Raw genomic sequence first — 17,174 nt, 5'->3', positions numbered from 1 at the left:
CATGACCTCCATGTTGAAGAAAAAAGACTGGTCCACCCAGAACCGCCGTGCGCTGAAAGCTCCTGAAGTTGTAGCAAAACTGGCTCAACTGGATGGCTGGAGCCTGAGTGGCGATGGCGAGAACGTCGCCATCGAGAAGACCTACCACTTCGCCAATTACTACGAAACGATCTCGTTCGTGAATGCGGTGGCCTTCATCGCGAATGCACAAGACCACCACCCGGACCTGTCCGTGCACTACAACCGCTGCGTGGTGCGTTTGAACACCCATGATGTGCAAGGCATCTCGATCACCGACATCGAGTGTGCGGCGCAGTTTGACCAACTGCTGGTGCTGGCATGACCTTGGCAGCCCCCACCCATGGCTGAGCGCAGCGCCCTCATGCAAGGAACCGTGGTGGCCAGCCACGGCCGGCACTGCGTGGTAGAGACACCCGACGGCCAGCGCCGCATATGCCACCCCCGGGGCAAAAAAAGCCATGCTGTGGTGGGCGACCATGTGATGTGGCAAGCCGCCCCCCAGGGCCAGGGGGATGAAGGCACGATTGAGAAGGTGCTTGAACGGCGCAACCTGTTCTACCGTCAGGATGAGATCCGCACCAAATCGTTCGCAGCCAACATCGACCAGGTGCTCATCCTGATCGCGGCGGAGCCGGTTTTTTCTGAGAGCCAGCTGGCCCGTGCACTGATCACGGCAGAGGCCACGCACATCACCCCACTGATCGCGCTGAACAAAAGCGACTTGGTGGAACCGTTTGCCCGCGCCTGGGAACGCCTGCAACCCTACCGCCACATGGGCAAAGAAGGGCAGCATTACGGCGTACTGCCCCTGTGCCTGACGCAATCGAACGAGGTGGATCGGGAAGTGCTTTTGCAGCACCTGCGCGGCAAAGTCACGCTGGTGCTGGGGCCTTCCGGTTCAGGCAAAAGCACCCTCATCAACCTGCTGGTGCCAGGCGCCACTGTATTGACGGGAGAAATCTCGCAGGCCCTCAACTCCGGCAAGCACACCACCACCAGCACCCATTGGTACTGGGTGGACGCCGAGCGCACCACGGCACTGATCGACTCCCCCGGCTTTCAAGAATTTGGCCTGCACCACATCGCCCCTATGCAGCTGGCCAGTTGCATGCCCGATATTGCCGCCCATGCCAATGACTGCCGCTTTTATAACTGCACCCATTTGCATGAGCCGGGCTGCGGTGTGCTGGATGCACTGAAAATGCCACCTAGCGCAGGCGGAATAAGCGCGACGCGCTATAAAATTTATAGTGATTTATTCACTGAACTGAGCCAGCCGCGGTACTGAAAAAGAGGAGTTTGCAGCGGCGACAGCGCGGGCCATCACGCTGCCTGCCGCGCGCCTTCCACTAACCCAAAAGCCTGGCCAGCGTCAGCAAGGCAAGCAGCAGCATCCAGACCACCACGGACCGCCACACCAAGCCCACCACGCTGCGCAAATGCCCCACCTCGGGGGCTACGCCTGGCGTGGAATCGCTGTCGCCCAACTCGGCATCAATCTCCAGACCTTGCTGCACCGCGGTGGGTTCTGAGCGCGCCTTCAGAGCCTCTCCGCCCAGACGCACGTTGATGGCTCCCGCCGTGGCCGCCAGCACCACCCCATCGTTATCGTTGGGAAAACGCTGGGCATGAAAGCGCCAGCCTTCGATGGCTTCCTCAAAACTACCAACAACGGCGAAGCTCAGCGCCGTCAGGCGCGCCGGTAACCAGTCGATCAACCACCACGCCTTGGCCGAGGCCGTCTGCAGCGCCTCGCTGGCCTGCGGTGCAGCAGGCTGGGGGCGGTGATGCCAGTAGCGGGAGACAAACTCAGCCATGCGATAAAGCACCGCACCGGTGGGCCCCAGACCCAGCGCCGCCAGAATGGAAAACCAGGCCAGCACACCAAAGACATGGCGGTGTGCCGAGATGACCGAGTATTCAATGACATGGCGCACGATTTCGCTGCGGGGCAGCATGCCGGCATCTACCTGCTGCCAGTGCGCCAGGCGCTCGCGGGCCGCGTCTTCCTGACCGTCTTCCAGTGCATCGCGGATGCCCGTGAAATGGTGGCTGAACTGGCGAAAGCCCAGCGTAACGTAAAGCACCGCCACACTCCAGAGCACCGCAAAAGGCCAGCCCAGCCCCCACATCAAAGCCCCATGGATGGCCAAAGTCACCAGCGCGGGCACCACCACCGCCAAGCTCCAGGCCACCCAGCCGTGGTGGGTTTTGCCAGCGTCGAAATTGCGGCTCACAGACAGCGCCCACGCGCGCAAGCCGGCATGGATGGGATTGGTTCGGGCCAGAGGGCGTGCCTGCTCGATCAGCAGAGCGAACAGGATGGCAAAGAAACTCATGCGGCCAATGATAGCGGGGCCTGATGAGCCACCAAGCCCTGCGCCACCCGCATCCAGTCGCTATGGCTACTCAAGCGCTCAGGAATCGATAGAAATTGCGCAACATGCCTGCCGTGGCGCCCCAAATGAAACGAGACTTGGAGCCATCTTGATAAGGCATGGAAAACCACTGCCGCTCAACGCCCCCGCTCTCAAACACATGCCTGCGATGGTTTGCCGGATCCATCAAAAACGCCAGAGGCACTTCGAACAGATCGGCCACCTCGTAGGGGTTGGGATTCAGCTCACAGTCGGGAGCAACCAAGGCCACCACCGGCGAGATGATGAACGAGGATCCAGTAACGTAGGTGGGCAGCACCCCCAACACTTCCGCGTGCCGCGCGGCCAGACCCACTTCCTCTTCGGCCTCTCTGAGCGCAGTGTGCGCCGGGCTGGCATCTTCTGGATCGGCACGCCCGCCAGGAAACGCCACCTGCCCCGAATGCGTGGAGAGGTGGGCGGTGCGCTCGGTCAGCAGCACCATGGGCTCATCGCGCAGCACGATACCGAGCAACACCGCAGCCCGTGCCGGTGAACGGCTGGCGTACGACTTTTCGAGTACCACCTCTGGCTCCCACTGTGGCGGGGCTACAAAGCGCTGGCGCAGCGCTTCAGGCGTGAGGGCTGCCCGAGGAACGGCAGGCAAATGGATGTCGACCGCTGCAATGGGCACTTGGCGCGGATCAAAATCCGGCAAGGTCGTGGGCGACGCTGCCACAGGACGATCTGAAGGGCTGGGGGGACTCACGGGTGTGGGCGGGTTGGCTGGCAGGAAGCGGGCACGGAGGCCTGATCAAACTTCCTGGTGGTTCGCAAAAAGATTGGCTCTGGCAACCATCGAGACATCAGAAACGAAAAAACCGCTACAGGCCTAAGCACTGTAGCGGTTTGCGTATCAGGGGATGCCTGCGCCTTACGCGGCGGTGGCAGCAGCCTTGACGCGCGAAGGCAGCTTTTCCTTGATACGTGCCGACTTGCCGCTGCGGTCACGCAGGTAGTACAGCTTGGCACGGCGCACGTCACCACGACGCTTGACTTCGATGCCAGCGATCAGCGGGCTGTAGGTTTGGAACGTACGTTCCACGCCTTCGCCGCTCGAGATCTTGCGCACGGTGAAGCCGCTGTTCAGGCCGCGATTGCGCTTGGCAATCACCACGCCTTCGTAAGCCTGCACGCGCTTGCGGTTACCTTCCACCACGTTCACGCTCACGATGACGGTGTCACCAGGGGCGAATTCGGGGATGGTCTTGTTCAAGCGGGCGATTTCTTCCGCTTCCAGGGTCTGGATCAGGTTCATGTTGATATCCAACGATCTTGTCCGCGCCACAAATGGCTGCGTCGGGATTGACGTTCAGGTTTTGCCGAGGTGAAACCTCTCACAAAACGGCCGGCCAGAGGATCGAAAAGCCTGCCATTATAACCCGTTAGCGCGATTTGGCGAGTACCGCCTCGTCGGCTGGCTGCAATGCGCCCGCAGCGCGGGCTGCATCGATCAGGTCGGGCCGGTGGCGGGCCGTAATCAGCAGCCTCTGGTCCCGCCGCCAGCGCTCAATCTGCGCATGGTGGCCCGACATCAAAGGCGCCGGAACCGCCCTGCCCGCCCACTCTTCGGGCCGCGTGTAGTGGGGGCAATCCAGCAAGCCATCCAGCGCCGGGTTGAAACTGTCGAACTGGTGGCTGCCTTCATCGCTCAACACCCCTGGCTGCAAGCGGGCCACGGCATCCAGCAACGCCAGCGCCGCAATTTCGCCACCCGAGAGCACAAAATCGCCCAGGCTCAACTGCGCAGTGACATGCGCATCGATGAATCGCTGATCCACCCCTTCGTAGCGACCACACAGCAAGATGGCACCAGCGCTGGCAGACCAACCCTCTACCTCCGCATGGTTGAGCTTGCGTCCAATGGGAGAAAAAAGCACCAGCGGCGCTTGCGTATCCAGTGCTTCGCCACGTTGTTCACGGATGTGGTTCAGACACCGCTCCAGGGGCTCGGCCATCATGACCATGCCTGGCCCGCCACCGAAGGGGCGGTCATCCACGCGCCGGTAATTGCCCTCGGCATGGTCGCGCGGGTTCCACAAATGCACATCGACCTGGCCACTGGCGTAAGCACGCCGCGTGATGCCTGCCGTCAAAAACGGGGCAAACAGCTCGGGAAACAGCGTGATGACATCGAAACGCATGGCGGGGCGCAACCTCTGCGGCTTCAATAATCAGGCTGCCAGTCCACGGTGATGCGCTTTTCCGCCAGCTCCACCTTGTCCACAAAGGCAGACACAAAAGGAATCATCCGTTCCTGTGCTTTCCCGTCCTGCTCATAAGCCAGCACCAGCACGGTTTGCGGCCCGGTGGACATCAACTCACGCACCTGGCCTAGCGCAACCCCCTCGCGATTGACCACTTGCAGGCCGATCAGATCCACCCAGTAGTACTCGTCCGTACCGGTCGATGGAAAGCTGGAGCGCGGCACAAACACGCGCGCACCCCGCAGTGCTTCTGCGGCATCGCGGTCATCCACACCTTCGGCCCAGGCAACCACAGTGTCCGAGTGGTCCTTGGCCTGGCGGATGTTGAGCAGCACGGTACCGGCGAACGCCTTGGCGCCACGCTCAGACGGCTGCAAAAACCAGCGCTTGGCAGAAAACAAGGCTTCAGGGTCGGCACTGTGCGGCACGACCTTGAACCAGCCCTTCACCCCCCAGGCGTCGGCAATGCGCGCCACTTCAATGGCATCTTCGGGCAGGTTTGCGGCTTCGAGGTGGAGGGATGTGGCCATTTTTCGTTCAGACAAAAAGAAAAGGGCGGGATCCGCCGGGAAAACCCACGGAACCCGCCCTTTTCGGGGGACTTTAAGCAGCCTTCTTGGCAGCTTGCTTGATCAGGCGGTCCACGGTAGGCGAGGACTGGGCGCCCACGCTCTGCCAGTACGTCAGGCGGTCTTGCACGATGCGCAGACCTTCTTCGGTTTCCTTGGCGGTGGGGTTGTAGAAGCCGATACGTTCGATGAAACGGCCATCGCGGCGCACGCGCTTGTCAGCAACAACGATGTTGAAGAAAGGACGGCCCTTGGAGCCGCCGCGAGAGAGTCGAATAACGACCATGATTTATCCTTCGGGTGGTGAGCCAACGTCAAAATGCGCGGGCCACGGAAATTTCGCAACGTTTGAGACACGCGACATGACCACCCGGCCAGCGACACGTTGCAAAGCCTGCAATTATATCCACAACCCTCTTGTATGCCCATCATCCGCCCGAGCACCGACGCAGACCTGCCCGCCATTACTGCCATTTATCGCCACCACGTTCTTCACGGCACAGGCACTTTTGAGATAGACCCGCCTTCCGAAGCTGATATGGCTGCACGCCGCGCAGACGTGCTGGGCCGCAACCTGCCCTGGCTGGTGGCCGAGAAGGACGGCGAAGTGCTGGGTTTTGCCTATGCCAACTGGTTCAAGCCCCGCCCGGCGTACCGCTTCTCGGCGGAAGATTCGATTTATGTGGCCGACGCTGCCCGGGGCATGGGCGTGGGCCGCAAGCTGCTGGCCGAGTTGGCCGTGCAAGCGGAAGCGGTGGGCGTGCGCAAGTTGCTCGCGGTGATTGGAGACTCTGCCAACGCTGGCTCCATCGGGCTGCACCGCGCACTGGGGTTCACCGATGTGGGCGTGATGCGCTCGGTGGGCTGGAAATTTGGCGCCTGGCGCGACATCGTGCTCATGGAAAAGACCCTGGGCGCGGGGGACACCACTTCACCGGAATAATGCGCCCCCATGAAGAACAAAACCCTGGCCGCCTGGCTCGCCTTCGTGGGGGGGCCCTTGGGCCTGCACCGCTTTTATCTGCACGGCCTGACCGACATGCTGGGCTGGTTGCTGCCCATCCCTACCGCACTCGGTCTGTATGGCATTCAGCGGGTGCAGCAGTTTGGGCAAGATGACCAGTACAGCTGGTTCTTGATACCGCTGCTGGGCTTCACCATTGCGGGCTGCGCACTGCGGGGGATTTTGTACGGCCTGCAGACCCCGGAGCGTTGGAACGCCCGCTACAACCCCACCGCCCCCGAACAGGCGGCTGCGGGCCAAACGCGGTGGCTGACCATTGGGGCGATGGTAGTGTCGCTACTGATGGGCACCACGGTGCTGATGGCGAGCATTGCCTTCAGCTTCCAGCGCTACTTTGAATACCAGATCGAAGAGGCCCGCAAAATCTCGCAGTAAAAAACACAACGCCCTGTTTGGCTTGACAACCAAACAGGGCGTTGGCGCTTTATGGACAAGCGCAGGCAGCTATCATTTCAGTAGCAATCAATACAACTGCAGGCTCACCCAGTAAGCAATGGCCGCAACAAAGGCGCTGGCTGGAATGGTCAAGATCCAGGCCCAGACGATGTTGCCCGCCACCCCCCACCGCACCGCGCTGGCGCGCTGGGTTGAACCCACGCCCACGATGGCACCGGTGATGGTGTGCGTGGTGGAGACTGGAATGCCCAGCGTAGTGGCCAGGAACAGGGTCAACGCACCACCGGTTTCGGCACAGAAGCCCCCCACGGGTTTGAGCTTGGTGATCTTCTGACCCATGGTCTTCACGATACGCCAGCCGCCAAACATCGTACCCAGGCCAATGGCCACGTAGCAGCTGACGATGGTCCAGGTGGGCGGAGATGTGTCTGCTGTGGTCGAATAGCCGGTGGCAATCAGCAGCAGCCAGATGATGCCGATGGTCTTTTGCGCATCATTGCCGCCGTGGCCCAGGCTGTAGGCACCTGCAGAAACCAGTTGCAAGCGGCGGAACCACTTGTCCACCTTGTTGGGGCGGGTTCGCCGGAAAACCCAGGCCACCCCCACCATCATGAGCGAGCCAAGCAGAAAGCCCAGCAGGGGCGACACGAAGATGAACGCCACCGTCTTCAAAATGCCGGTGGACACCAAAGCACCCGCACCGGCCTTGGCAATCACCGCACCCACGATGCCGCCGATGAGAGCGTGCGAAGAGCTGCTGGGAATGCCGTAGTACCAGGTGATGACGTTCCAGGTGATGGCACCTACGAGGGCGCCAAACACCACGTGCGTATCCACCACGCCCGGCTGCACGATGCCCTTGCCGACCGTAGCCGCCACGCTGAGGTGGAACACAAAAATCGCGATGAAGTTGAAGAACGCCGCGAACAACACTGCCTGCGCAGGCTTGAGCACACCAGTGGAGACCACCGTGGCAATCGAGTTGGCCGCATCGTGGAACCCGTTCATGAAGTCGAACAGGAGCGCCAACGCGACGAGCAGAACCACAACCCACAGGGCTGTCTGTACGGTTTCCATGTCAGTCAGTCCGGTGGATCAGGAGTTTTCGAGGACGATGCCCTCGATGCAGTTGGCCACGTCTTCACACTTGTCGGTGATGGTTTCCAGCAGCTCGTAAATGGCCTTGAGCTTGATGACTTCACGCACATCGGGCTCTTCGCGGAACAGCTTGCTCATGGCGCTACGCATCACGCGGTCGGCATCCGATTCCAGGCGGTCGATTTCTTCGCAGGTCTTGAGCGCGGCCTCGGCCACGGCGGGGTCGGCAATCTTGTCGAGCAGCTTGACGGCATCGCGCAGGCGCTCGCAGCACTTGAGGCTCAGGTCCGTGAGGCGGGTGATTTCTTCGGTCATGTGGCGCACGTCGTACAGCGCCATGGTCTCGGCCGAATCCTGGATCAGATCAGCCACATCGTCCATGGTGTTGATGAGCGCGTGGATCTGCTCACGGTCGATGGGCGTGATGAAGGTCTTGTGGATGGCTTTGTTCACGTCGTGCGTGACACGGTCGGCAGCGCGTTCGGCGTTGTCCACGTCCTGGTTGTATTTGTCCCGCAGGTGCGGATCACCGTAGTTGGCCACCAGTTGCGAAAAAGCACGCGCTGCTTCGACGATGCGCTCCGCATGCTGGTTGAACATTTCGAAAAAATTGCCTTCGCGTGGCAACAGCTTGGCAAACAGCATGCGGGCTCCTGGTGGGAATTTAAAGATACAAAAGAACGAACGCCACAGGGTATCGTGACGGTTTTGTGACATCTCGAGTTTAACCGTGCGCGTTTGTCCGCTGGCGGGGGCGACCACTCACTTAGGGCAACGCTGATTAAGGTCCACCATTGAGAGGGGTCAAACGTTATCCGCAGATGAAGCAGCAGACCCTGGCAATGGCCGCAGATCAAGACAACGGATTCGAGCATTCGCGCAAACCCACCCGACGCGAAGAGTTCTTGCGGACCATGGAGACAATAGTGCCATGGGCCGCTCTGTGCCAGGTGATAGAGCCGCACTACCCCAAAGCAGGCAACGGCCGCCCGCCCATTGGCCTTGAGCGCATGCTGCGCATCCATTTTCTTCAGCACTGGTTCAACCTGGCCGATCTGGCGTGCGAGGAGGCTCTGTATGACAGTGCCAGTCTGCGCCGCTTTGTGGGGATTGACCTGGGCCGCGAACGCGTGCCCGACGCCACCACGCTGCTGAAGTTTCGCAAACTGCTCCATGAGCACAAACTGGGCGAAGCCCTGTTTGCCAAGGTAGGCCAGCAATTGCAGGAGCGCGGCTTCAAGGTCAACACCGGCACCATCGTGGATGCCACCATCATCGCCGCGCCCAGTTCTACCAAGAACGCCGACAAGGCGCGCGACCCCGACATGCACCAGACCCGCAAAGGCCAGCAATGGTATTTCGGCATGAAGCTGCACATTGGGGTGGACAGCCAAAGCGGGCTGGCGCACAGCGCCGTGGTGACGGCGGCCAACGTGCACGACAAACACCCACTGCCCGATCTGCTGCATGGCAATGAGCGACGCGTGTACGGCGACTCGGCCTATGCCAGCCAGAAAACACTGATAGCGAGCAAAGCCCCCAGGGCCAAGGACTTCACCAACCAGCGCACCCGCCGTGCGGGCGAGGTGGACGAAGTTCAGCGGGCCAAGAACCGCAACAAGTCACGGGTGCGCGCTCGGGTCGAGCATGTCTTTGCGGTGGTAAAGCGCCTGTGGGGATTCACCAAGGTGCGCTACCGCGGGCTGCAGAAGAACGCCACACGCGCATTCACGGCCTTGGCGCTGGCCAACATTTTCCTTGCCCGAGGGCGACTGCAGGGACAGGTGCGCCCGTAAGGGTGGAAATCGGGCCTCAAGGCCCTGCGAACGGCCCAAATGGGCGGCGCAAGAGGCCACAAAATCCAAAAAATGGCGTCTTCCGCGTTCGCGCGGGAAATTTCGAGGGCTTGTTCAGCGTAGCCTTAGAGCCTGGTCAACACCCAGGCAGGTGCACGAAGCCCCGTCAGCAAGGGCCGAACCCGATGCAAGCCTTCGGACGCGAGAGGGTGAGGGCCCTGCCCGGCCGCGCACAACCCACCCGGCGCAAGCCCGCCCGCTCAAGCGCTGCGGAAGATGAAATACACGGCGCCCACCAGGCACAGCCCTGCCCACAGGTAGTCCAGCTTGAGCGGCTGGTCCATATAAAACACTGCAAACGGCACAAACACGCTCAACGTGATCACTTCCTGCATGATCTTGAGCTGCCCCACGTTGAACTGCGTGTGGCCGATGCGGTTGGCCGGCACCTGCAAGAGGTATTCAAACAGCGCAATACCCCAGCTGACCAGCGCCGCCACATACCAGGGCGAAGACGCCAGGTTCTTGAGGTGCCCGTACCAGGCGAACGTCATGAACACGTTGCTGGCAATCAGCAGCAACACGGTTTGCAAAGAAATGGGCAAGGACTGGAGCGTTTGCATAAGGTGGCCAGGGGCAAGCGTGGATGCGATTGATTTTATTGAAAATGGCCTCTAGCGCTTATGCAACAAGCGCTTACAGCTATACAAAAAGTAGCATTCAGCGCTGGCTGAGCGCAGCCATAGAAGAACACGCCCCGCCCTGCCGCCGGATAGGACGGCGCTGACAACCGCATCTCCCTGCCTCCCACGTCCGGCAGTCGGAACGCTTCATACAGTGGTGCTTCGCTCAGCGCTGGAGTGCATTGCTCGCAATCCGCGCCATCGTCCCCCGCAAAGACCACCAAGGAACTGATCCATGAAGTCCGCATTTCGCCTTCTCCCCGTGGCGCTGGTTGCCACATTCGCCGTGGCTGGCGCCCAGGCACAGAGCACTACCTCGTACCCCAGCCAGTCCGGTGAACGCGCATCGATGCTGCCCTACACCCATAACGGCTACACCGGCATCAGCGCCGGTCGCTCGAAGTACGATCTTTCCACCGGCCCTGCAGGCATGGCGTATGACAACTCCGACACAACCTTCAAGATCTACACCGGTGGGTTCTTCCACCCCAACTGGGGCGTAGAGCTGGGTTACCTCAATGCAGGCAAGGCCCGGCGGCTGGGCGGTGATACCGAGGCCCATGGCTTCAACCTGAGCCTGGTGGGCCGTGCACCGCTGAACGAGCAATTCGACCTGTTCGGCAAAGTGGGTACGACCTATGGCCGCACCCGCACCTCCGGCGCCAGCGGCCTGGGCGTGCAGACGGGCAAGGAAGATGGCTTTGGCATGTCGTACGGCGTGGGTGCGCGCTGGGCGTTCACGCCGCAGTGGGCCGCCGTGATCGAGTGGGAAAACCACAAACTCAAGTTCTCTGACGGCAAGCAGGACGTGAAGATGACCACGGTGGGCTTGCAATACCGTTTCTGACCCATCCAGGCTGAGGCGCATCTCGGCTGACTCGAGCAAGAAAAAAGGGACGCGGTGCAAACCACCGCGTCCCTTTTTTGTGTCCGCCGAAACGGCTTATTCGCCCAGGTAAGCTGCGCGCACCTTGGGGTCGCTCAGCAGTTGCTGGCCGGGGCCGGTCATGGTGATCAGGCCCGATTCCATCACGTAGCCACGGTCGGCAATCGCCAGCGCACGGCTGGCGTTTTGCTCCACCAGCACGACGGTCACGCCCAGGGCGTACACATCGCGCACCACCTCGAAGATCTTGTCCACCATGATGGGCGACAGGCCCATGGAGGGCTCGTCCAGCAGCAGCACCTTGGGCTGGCTCATCAGCGCGCGGCCCATGGCCAGCATTTGCTGTTCACCGCCCGACATGGTGCCGGCCAGCTGGTCCTTGCGTTCGCGCAGGCGCGGGAAGATGGTGAACATCTTTTCGATGTCAGCCAGGATGCCCGCCTTGTCCTTGCGGATGTAGGCGCCCATCTGCAGGTTCTCGGTGATGGTCATGCGGGCGAACACGCCGCGGCCTTCCGGCACCATGACCAGGCCCTTCTTCACCAGATCCCAGGCGCCTTTGCCTTTGATGCTCTCGCCCAGGTATTCGATGTCGCCATCGTTGATGGGCAGTGTGCCGGTGATGGCCTTCATGGTCGTGGTCTTGCCCGCACCGTTGGAGCCGATCAGCGAGACCAGCTCGCCTTCGCGCACTTCAAAGTCCACGCCCTTGACGGCCTGGATACCGCCGTAGGCCACCTTCAGGCCCTTGACCTGCAGCAGTACCTTGTTGGATTTCTCGGCCATTCTCAATGTCCTCCGGTGCCCAGATAGGCCTCAATCACTTTTTCATTCTTCTGCACGGTGGCAGGGGTGCCTTCGGCAATCTGCTTGCCGTAGTCCAGCACCGTCACGCGGTCGCACAGGCCCATCACCAGCTTCACGTCGTGCTCGATGAGCAAGATGGTGCGGTTGTCGTTGCGAATACGGTCGATCAGCTCGCGCAGCTGCACCTTCTCGGTGGCGTTCATGCCGGCAGCGGGCTCGTCCAGCGCAATGAGTTGCGGGTCGGTTGCCAGGGCCCGGGCAATTTCCAGGCGGCGCTGGTCGCCATAGCTCAGGGTGCGGGCCTTGTAGTCGGCAAACCTGCCAATGCCCACGTAGTCCAGCAACTCTTGCGCACGCTTGGCAATCGCAGCCTCTTCTTCCTTGAAGCTCTTGGTGCGCAGCACGGCGCCCAGCAGGCCCGACTTGGTGCGGATGTGGCGGCCCACCATCACGTTCTCAAGCGCCGTCATTTCGGCAAACAGGCGAATGTTCTGGAAGGTGCGGGCAATGCCCGCCTTGGCCACTTCGTGCACCGCAGTGGGCTCGTAGGGCTTGCCTGCCAGCTCAAAAGTGCCGCTGTCAGGGGTGTACAAACCGGTGATCACGTTAAAAAACGTGGTCTTGCCAGCGCCGTTGGGGCCGATCAGGCCATAGACCTGACCGCGTTGAATGGTGATGCCAACATCAGAGAGGGCTTGCAGGCCGCCGAAGCGCTTGGAGATACCTGCAACCTTGAGCACCACATCGTTGGTTTTTTCTGCCATGTTCTAACTTTCTGCGATGGGTTCAAGTCTTTTGGGTCAGGCTCTTGCCGTGCTCTGGCGCAGGCCACAGGCCACGGGGACGCAGCAGCATGATGACAATCATGGTCAGTGCGATCAGCAGCTGGCGCAGGATGGCGGAGTCCAGACGACCGTCGGTCATGGCCTGCAGCGGGCCTGCCACATAGCGCAGCACTTCAGGCAGTGCGGCCAGCAAAACGGCCCCCAGAATCACGCCGGGGATGTGACCAATACCGCCGAGCACCACCATCGCGATGATCATCACGGACTCCATCAGGCTGAACGACTCGGGCGAGACGAAGCCCTGGAAGGCGCCGAACATCGCACCCGACACCCCACCAAACGAAGCGCCCATGCCGAAAGCCAGCAACTTCATGTTACGGGTGTTGATGCCCATGGCCTTGGCGGCGATTTCGTCTTCGCGGATGGCCATCCAGGCGCGGCCGATGCGCGAGTCCTGCAGGCGGTAGCAGATCACCACGGTGAAGATCACCAGGATGAGGAACAGGTAGTAGTACAGCGTGACGGAGTTGATGTCATAGCCGAACAGTTCCAGGCGCTTGCCCAGGTCCAGACCGAAGATCTTGACCGAGTCGATCTGGCCAATGCCCTTGGGGCCGTTGGTCAGGTTGACGGGGTGGTCCAGGTTGTTCAGGAAGATGCGGATGATTTCGCCAAAGCCCAGGGTCACGATGGCCAGGTAGTCACCGCGCAGCTTGAGGGTTGGTGCGCCCAGCAAAGCCCCGCAAAAGGCCGCTAGCACCGCCGCCAGCGGGATCACCAGCCACAGCGAGGTGTGCAGGCCGTTCGGGAACATGGCGGCAAAGGCCGCAAAGTTGTCAGCCAGGTGCGGCGAAGCCATCAGGCCAAACAGGTAGGCGCCCACGGCGTAGAACGCCACGTAGCCCAGGTCGAGCAGGCCAGCGTAGCCCACCACGATGTTCAGGCCCAGAGCCAGCATCACGTACAGCAAGGCCAGGTCGGCAATACGCACCCAGGCGTTGCCAAAGTACTGCAGGACCAGCGGGAGGATCAGGAGCGCAATGCCGCCCAGGACCCAATTGATTTTGGTGTTCTTCATGGTGTGAGGCTCCTCAGGCGCGATCGGCCACACGCTCACCCAGCAGGCCCGAGGGGCGCAGCGTCAGGATGATGATGAGCACGATGAACGCAAAGATGTCGGTGTAGTGGCTGCCCAGCAAACCGCCCGTGAGCGTGCCGATGTAGCCCGAGCCAATGGCTTCGATGAGGCCCAGCAAGATGCCGCCCACCACCGCACCGGCCAGGTTGCCGATGCCGCCAAACACGGCTGCCGTGAAGGCCTTGAGACCGGGCAGGAAGCCCATGGTGTGCTGCGCCGTGCCGTAGTTGGAGGCGTACATCATGCCGGCGATGGCGGCCAGGATGGCGCCGATGATGAAGGTGGCAGAGATCACCATGTCGGGCTTGACGCCCATGAGCGAGGCCACGCGGGGGTTTTCCGCCGTGGCGCGCATGGCGCGGCCCAGGTTGGTGTGGTTCACCAGATAGACCAGGGAAGCCAGTGCGATGGCCGTCACGCCCAGAATCAGGATCTGCGTGGGGGTGATGAAGGCGCCACCCACCTGGAAAGGCGTGCTGGGCAACATCGTGGGATAGGGCTTGTAGTTGGGCTTCCAGATGATCATGGCCAGCGTCTGCAGCAAGATCGACATGCCGATGGCGGTGATCAGGGGAGCCAGGCGCGGGCTGTTGCGCAGCGGCCGGTATGCCACTTTTTCAATGACAAAGTTCAGGCTGGCGGCCACGATACAGGCGATGAGCGTGGCCAGAAGCAGGATGACCCAGCCTGGCGCGCCGGGCATGGCCCCTTGCATCAAGCCAATACAGCTCCAGCTTGTGAGTGCACCGATCATGAGCACTTCGCCGTGGGCGAAATTGATCAGTTGAATAATGCCGTACACCATCGTGTAGCCCAAGGCTATCAAGGCGTACATGCTGCCCAATACCAGACCGTTGATGATCTGCTGCAGCAAAATGTCCATAAGAAAAGTCCTTCGTTTGTGACGTGCCCATCGTGCAGACACCGGAATCGGTGCAGCCTTTTGGGCCCGACTGCCATCTAGCAAAAAACCCGCCAGAAATGCAGCTGTGCGGGTTTGTGGTCGCGATTGTAGCGAGTACTCGTTTCGGCTCCACGCCAGCAGTGGCGGGGTTTTCCCGCGGATTTGCGCTTCATCAGCCGCAAAAGCAATCCATAAGGAATTTTGATGCACCACCCACAACCGATGTGCGAACTTATTACCCAGCCCATGCACGATCGGCATAAGGGGCCACGCAGGCCCCAGAAAAGGGGTTATTCAGCGCTAGGCGGGTGCGAAAGGTCTGCGGCGGCGTTGCGCTCGCGCAGGTCGCGCAGCTTCTGGGCGATCTTGATTTCCAGACCACGCTCCACCGGCTCGTAAAAGCCGGGGTCGGCCATGCCGTCGGGCAGATAGCGCTCGCCCGCCGCAAAACCGCCCTCCTCGTCGTGCGCGTAGCGGTAGCCCTTGCCGTAGTCGAGCTGCTTCATCAGCTGCGTGGGGGCGTTGCGCAAATGCATGGGCACAGGCCGGGTACCGTCCTGCTTCACCCAGGCCTTGGCCGCGTTGTACGCCTTGTACACCGCGTTGGACTTGGGGGCCACAGCCAGGTACACCACACATTCGGCCAGGGCCAGTTCGCCCTCGGGCGAGCCCAGGCGTTCGTACACCTCGGCGGCATCCAGCGCCAGGCGCAGGGCACGCGGGTCGGCCAGGCCAATGTCTTCACTGGCCATGCGCACCAAGCGGCGGGCCATGTAGCGCGGGTCTGCACCACCATCGAGCATGCGCACCAGCCAGTACAGCGCCGCATCGGGGTCAGAGCCGCGCACCGACTTGTGCAGCGCGCTGATGGTGTCGTAGAACTGCTCGCCGCCCTTGTCGTAGCGGCGCATGCGCTCACCCAGCACTTTCAGCAGCCAGGCGTCGGTGATCTCTTCCAGCTTTTCCTGGGTGGCCGCCATGGCCAGGGTTTCGAGCGTGTTGAGCAGCTTGCGGGCGTCGCCATCGGCATAAGCCACCAAGCGATCAATTGCTATGCTTTCCATAGCTGGTACCGCTTGATGGGATTGCGCCAGGGCCACAATTTGCTTCAAATCGTCGGCGGACAGCGGTTGCAGCACATACACGGCCGCACGCGACAGCAGGGCCGAGTTCACCTCGAACGATGGGTTCTCGGTGGTGGCCCCAATGAAGGTGAACAGGCCGCTCTCGACATGCGGCAAGAAGGCGTCCTGCTGGCTTTTATTAAAGCGGTGCACCTCGTCCACAAACACCAGGGTGCGCTGCTGCATGAGCCCATCACGCGCCGCCTGGGCGCGCTCCACCGCATCGCGGATGTCTTTCACTCCACCCAGCACCGCGCTGATGCTGATGAACTGCGCATCAAACGCATCGGCCATCAGCCGGGCGATGGTGGTTTTGCCCACGCCCGGCGGCCCCCACAGGATGCAGCTGTGCGGGCGGCCCGACTCGAACGCCAGCCGCAGCGGCATGCCCGGCCCCAGCACATGCTGCTGGCCCACCACCTCGGCCAGTGTGCGCGGGCGCAAGACTTCGGCCAGGGGCTGGTGCAAGCCCAAGGGGGAAGCGACGAGGTCAGTGGGTTTTCGGGTCATAAAGTGGAGTGCACACGGGCCGGAGCAGCTATTGCACCACAGGCCATGCGCACTTGAAGCAAAAACAGCGGGTAGCGCTTTATCTACAAGCGCAGGCAGCTATTGAAATCATAGCACCCACCATTCCACTCATCTGGCCTATGGCCGGGGCTGTCAGTCCACCGGCTTTATTGCTTGACGATGTCTGCACCGGCCGGTGGCTTGAACTGGAAGGTGCTGGCGGGCAGCGCCGGGTTGACCTGCATGCCCTTGAAACGAATCGCCGAGCGCTGGCCGAAGCTGTCCACAATGTCCAGCGCCGCCAGTTGTTCGCCCGCAAACCCCACGCGCACGCTTTGCAACTGGCCATCCTTGGCCTTGGGGGTGGCCTGCACCCACTGCAAGCCATCCTGGTCAGGCGCGGCGGCCAGTGTGAAATCAGCCCGCAGGGCCGACAGGTCTGCCGCCGAGGCAATCAGCGAAGCAGGCGTGGAGCCCAGTGCCTGCGCCTGCGAACGCTGGGTGACCTGGTTCAGGTCCACATCCAGCAACCATAAGGTTTGCCCATCGGCCACGATGGTTTGCTCAAACGGCTTTTGGTAGACGAACTTGAAGCGCCCTGGGCGCTGGAATTCGAAGGTGCCGCTGGAGGTCTTGCTGCGTGCGGCCTGCCCGTCTTTGGGCGGAGAGGTCACCACCTGCGTGAAATCGGCCCGCCCGGTCTGCGTGCCTTTCATGAAGTTTTCAAGGCTTTTTAGCCCATCAGCGCTTGCCAGGCTTGCGCTGGCAGCTATCAAAATTGCAGTGAAAATCTTTTTCAACAAAAACTC

General features: G+C 61.4%; 21 protein-coding genes. 6 read left to right on the top strand and 15 right to left on the bottom strand.

The window, feature by feature from the left end; translation table 11 throughout:
* Window position 1: 1 nt before the first annotated feature.
* The gene (locus tag BDD18_RS14400) at window positions 2-343 is read left to right on the top strand and encodes a 4a-hydroxytetrahydrobiopterin dehydratase (RefSeq protein ID WP_142083884.1); all 342 of its coding nucleotides are present in this window, start codon (window positions 2-4) and stop codon (window positions 341-343) included.
* An 18-nt stretch (window positions 344-361) separates the two neighbouring features.
* A complete protein-coding gene (gene rsgA / locus BDD18_RS14395) occupies window positions 362-1,309 on the top strand; it encodes a ribosome small subunit-dependent GTPase A (protein WP_142083882.1) in 948 nt (315 codons plus the stop codon).
* A gap of 61 nt (window positions 1,310-1,370) precedes the next feature.
* Here the strand turns inward: rsgA and BDD18_RS14390 are convergent, their stop codons facing one another.
* From BDD18_RS14390 to rpsP, 6 genes are all read right to left on the bottom strand, one after another.
* Window positions 1,371-2,360, bottom strand: coding sequence for a CobD/CbiB family protein (locus BDD18_RS14390; RefSeq protein WP_142083880.1), 990 nt, complete (start codon window positions 2,358-2,360; stop codon window positions 1,371-1,373).
* Between the two features lie 70 nt (window positions 2,361-2,430).
* Window positions 2,431-3,147: a CoA pyrophosphatase gene (locus BDD18_RS14385; protein ID WP_066783515.1), complete on the bottom strand. Its 717-nt coding sequence runs from the start codon at window positions 3,145-3,147 to the stop codon at window positions 2,431-2,433.
* 165 nt (window positions 3,148-3,312) lie between these two features.
* Window positions 3,313-3,696, bottom strand: a complete 384-nt coding sequence (gene rplS / locus BDD18_RS14380) for a 50S ribosomal protein L19 (RefSeq protein ID WP_044395977.1) — start codon at window positions 3,694-3,696, stop codon at window positions 3,313-3,315.
* Between the two features lie 127 nt (window positions 3,697-3,823).
* On the bottom strand, window positions 3,824-4,582 hold the full coding sequence (gene trmD / locus BDD18_RS14375) for a tRNA (guanosine(37)-N1)-methyltransferase TrmD (protein WP_142083879.1): 759 nt from the start codon (window positions 4,580-4,582) through the stop codon (window positions 3,824-3,826).
* 23 nt (window positions 4,583-4,605) lie between these two features.
* Window positions 4,606-5,175 carry a ribosome maturation factor RimM gene (rimM, locus tag BDD18_RS14370; protein ID WP_142083877.1) on the bottom strand — a complete coding sequence of 190 codons (570 nt, stop codon included), beginning with the start codon at window positions 5,173-5,175 and terminating at the stop codon, window positions 4,606-4,608.
* Window positions 5,176-5,248: 73 nt separating this feature from the next.
* Window positions 5,249-5,500 (bottom strand): 30S ribosomal protein S16, encoded by a 252-nt coding sequence (rpsP, locus tag BDD18_RS14365; protein ID WP_010463504.1) that lies wholly within the window; start codon window positions 5,498-5,500, stop codon window positions 5,249-5,251.
* A 135-nt stretch (window positions 5,501-5,635) separates the two neighbouring features.
* Between rpsP and BDD18_RS14360 the strand changes: the two genes are divergently transcribed.
* Both BDD18_RS14360 and BDD18_RS14355 read left to right on the top strand, forming a co-directional pair.
* Window positions 5,636-6,157, top strand: a complete 522-nt coding sequence (locus BDD18_RS14360; protein ID WP_142083875.1) for a GNAT family N-acetyltransferase — start codon at window positions 5,636-5,638, stop codon at window positions 6,155-6,157.
* Between the two features lie 9 nt (window positions 6,158-6,166).
* Window positions 6,167-6,613 carry a TM2 domain-containing protein gene (locus BDD18_RS14355; protein WP_066690886.1) on the top strand — a complete coding sequence of 149 codons (447 nt, stop codon included), beginning with the start codon at window positions 6,167-6,169 and terminating at the stop codon, window positions 6,611-6,613.
* An 87-nt stretch (window positions 6,614-6,700) separates the two neighbouring features.
* On the opposite strand, the gene BDD18_RS14350 is transcribed toward BDD18_RS14355, so the two are convergent.
* Window positions 6,701-7,711: an inorganic phosphate transporter gene (locus BDD18_RS14350; RefSeq protein WP_142083874.1), complete on the bottom strand. Its 1,011-nt coding sequence runs from the start codon at window positions 7,709-7,711 to the stop codon at window positions 6,701-6,703.
* Window positions 7,712-7,729: 18 nt separating this feature from the next.
* Entirely contained in the window at window positions 7,730-8,377 is a 648-nt protein-coding gene (locus tag BDD18_RS14345; RefSeq protein WP_044395966.1) for a DUF47 domain-containing protein, read from the bottom strand.
* A gap of 176 nt (window positions 8,378-8,553) precedes the next feature.
* Between BDD18_RS14345 and BDD18_RS14340 the strand changes: the two genes are divergently transcribed.
* The gene (locus BDD18_RS14340; RefSeq protein ID WP_142083872.1) at window positions 8,554-9,528 is read left to right on the top strand and encodes an IS5 family transposase; all 975 of its coding nucleotides are present in this window, start codon (window positions 8,554-8,556) and stop codon (window positions 9,526-9,528) included.
* 260 nt (window positions 9,529-9,788) lie between these two features.
* Here BDD18_RS14340 and BDD18_RS14335 read toward each other — a convergent pair whose 3' ends face one another.
* Window positions 9,789-10,151, bottom strand: a complete 363-nt coding sequence (locus BDD18_RS14335) for a DMT family protein (protein WP_044395963.1) — start codon at window positions 10,149-10,151, stop codon at window positions 9,789-9,791.
* Between the two features lie 295 nt (window positions 10,152-10,446).
* On the opposite strand from BDD18_RS14335, the gene BDD18_RS14330 reads away from it, so the two are divergent.
* Window positions 10,447-11,058 carry an outer membrane beta-barrel protein gene (locus tag BDD18_RS14330; protein ID WP_142083871.1) on the top strand — a complete coding sequence of 204 codons (612 nt, stop codon included), beginning with the start codon at window positions 10,447-10,449 and terminating at the stop codon, window positions 11,056-11,058.
* Between the two features lie 96 nt (window positions 11,059-11,154).
* Here BDD18_RS14330 and BDD18_RS14325 read toward each other — a convergent pair whose 3' ends face one another.
* From BDD18_RS14325 to lolA, 6 genes are all read right to left on the bottom strand, one after another.
* The gene (locus BDD18_RS14325; protein WP_142083869.1) at window positions 11,155-11,883 is read right to left on the bottom strand and encodes an ABC transporter ATP-binding protein; all 729 of its coding nucleotides are present in this window, start codon (window positions 11,881-11,883) and stop codon (window positions 11,155-11,157) included.
* A gap of 2 nt (window positions 11,884-11,885) precedes the next feature.
* A complete protein-coding gene (locus BDD18_RS14320) occupies window positions 11,886-12,668 on the bottom strand; it encodes an ABC transporter ATP-binding protein (protein ID WP_066690896.1) in 783 nt (260 codons plus the stop codon).
* 22 nt (window positions 12,669-12,690) lie between these two features.
* Complete coding sequence (locus BDD18_RS14315) at window positions 12,691-13,767, bottom strand: ABC transporter permease subunit (protein ID WP_142083868.1); 1,077 nt, start codon at window positions 13,765-13,767, stop codon at window positions 12,691-12,693.
* Between the two features lie 13 nt (window positions 13,768-13,780).
* Window positions 13,781-14,710 (bottom strand): branched-chain amino acid ABC transporter permease, encoded by a 930-nt coding sequence (locus tag BDD18_RS14310; RefSeq protein WP_044395959.1) that lies wholly within the window; start codon window positions 14,708-14,710, stop codon window positions 13,781-13,783.
* Window positions 14,711-15,021: 311 nt separating this feature from the next.
* The gene (locus tag BDD18_RS14305) at window positions 15,022-16,365 is read right to left on the bottom strand and encodes a replication-associated recombination protein A (RefSeq protein WP_142083866.1); all 1,344 of its coding nucleotides are present in this window, start codon (window positions 16,363-16,365) and stop codon (window positions 15,022-15,024) included.
* Window positions 16,366-16,532: 167 nt separating this feature from the next.
* Window positions 16,533-17,165, bottom strand: coding sequence for an outer membrane lipoprotein periplasmic chaperone LolA (gene lolA, locus BDD18_RS14300; RefSeq protein WP_066690902.1), 633 nt, complete (start codon window positions 17,163-17,165; stop codon window positions 16,533-16,535).
* Between the last annotated feature and the right edge of the window lie 9 nt (window positions 17,166-17,174).

The sequence above is a fragment of the Acidovorax temperans genome, assembly GCF_006716905.1.
In the GTDB taxonomy this organism is placed as follows: Bacteria; Pseudomonadota; Gammaproteobacteria; order Burkholderiales; family Burkholderiaceae_C; genus Acidovorax; species Acidovorax temperans.
The sequence above is the reverse complement of the archived record's forward strand: the minus strand, read 5'-3'. Positions and strand labels throughout refer to the sequence as shown.

Coding starts and splice junctions, on each gene's coding strand:
- BDD18_RS14400 (WP_142083884.1), top strand. CDS start 2: ATGACCTCCATGTTGAAGAAAAAAGACTGGTCCACCCAGAACCGCCGT.
- rsgA (WP_142083882.1), top strand. CDS start 362: ATGGCTGAGCGCAGCGCCCTCATGCAAGGAACCGTGGTGGCCAGCCAC.
- BDD18_RS14390 (WP_142083880.1), bottom strand. CDS start 2,360: ATGAGTTTCTTTGCCATCCTGTTCGCTCTGCTGATCGAGCAGGCACGC.
- rplS (WP_044395977.1), bottom strand. CDS start 3,696: ATGAACCTGATCCAGACCCTGGAAGCGGAAGAAATCGCCCGCTTGAAC.
- trmD (WP_142083879.1), bottom strand. CDS start 4,582: ATGCGTTTCGATGTCATCACGCTGTTTCCCGAGCTGTTTGCCCCGTTT.
- rimM (WP_142083877.1), bottom strand. CDS start 5,175: ATGGCCACATCCCTCCACCTCGAAGCCGCAAACCTGCCCGAAGATGCC.
- rpsP (WP_010463504.1), bottom strand. CDS start 5,500: ATGGTCGTTATTCGACTCTCTCGCGGCGGCTCCAAGGGCCGTCCTTTC.
- BDD18_RS14360 (WP_142083875.1), top strand. CDS start 5,636: ATGCCCATCATCCGCCCGAGCACCGACGCAGACCTGCCCGCCATTACT.
- BDD18_RS14355 (WP_066690886.1), top strand. CDS start 6,167: ATGAAGAACAAAACCCTGGCCGCCTGGCTCGCCTTCGTGGGGGGGCCC.
- BDD18_RS14350 (WP_142083874.1), bottom strand. CDS start 7,711: ATGGAAACCGTACAGACAGCCCTGTGGGTTGTGGTTCTGCTCGTCGCG.
- BDD18_RS14345 (WP_044395966.1), bottom strand. CDS start 8,377: ATGCTGTTTGCCAAGCTGTTGCCACGCGAAGGCAATTTTTTCGAAATG.
- BDD18_RS14340 (WP_142083872.1), top strand. CDS start 8,554: ATGAAGCAGCAGACCCTGGCAATGGCCGCAGATCAAGACAACGGATTC.
- BDD18_RS14335 (WP_044395963.1), bottom strand. CDS start 10,151: ATGCAAACGCTCCAGTCCTTGCCCATTTCTTTGCAAACCGTGTTGCTG.
- BDD18_RS14330 (WP_142083871.1), top strand. CDS start 10,447: ATGAAGTCCGCATTTCGCCTTCTCCCCGTGGCGCTGGTTGCCACATTC.
- BDD18_RS14325 (WP_142083869.1), bottom strand. CDS start 11,883: ATGGCCGAGAAATCCAACAAGGTACTGCTGCAGGTCAAGGGCCTGAAG.
- BDD18_RS14320 (WP_066690896.1), bottom strand. CDS start 12,668: ATGGCAGAAAAAACCAACGATGTGGTGCTCAAGGTTGCAGGTATCTCC.
- BDD18_RS14315 (WP_142083868.1), bottom strand. CDS start 13,767: ATGAAGAACACCAAAATCAATTGGGTCCTGGGCGGCATTGCGCTCCTG.
- BDD18_RS14310 (WP_044395959.1), bottom strand. CDS start 14,710: ATGGACATTTTGCTGCAGCAGATCATCAACGGTCTGGTATTGGGCAGC.
- BDD18_RS14305 (WP_142083866.1), bottom strand. CDS start 16,365: ATGACCCGAAAACCCACTGACCTCGTCGCTTCCCCCTTGGGCTTGCAC.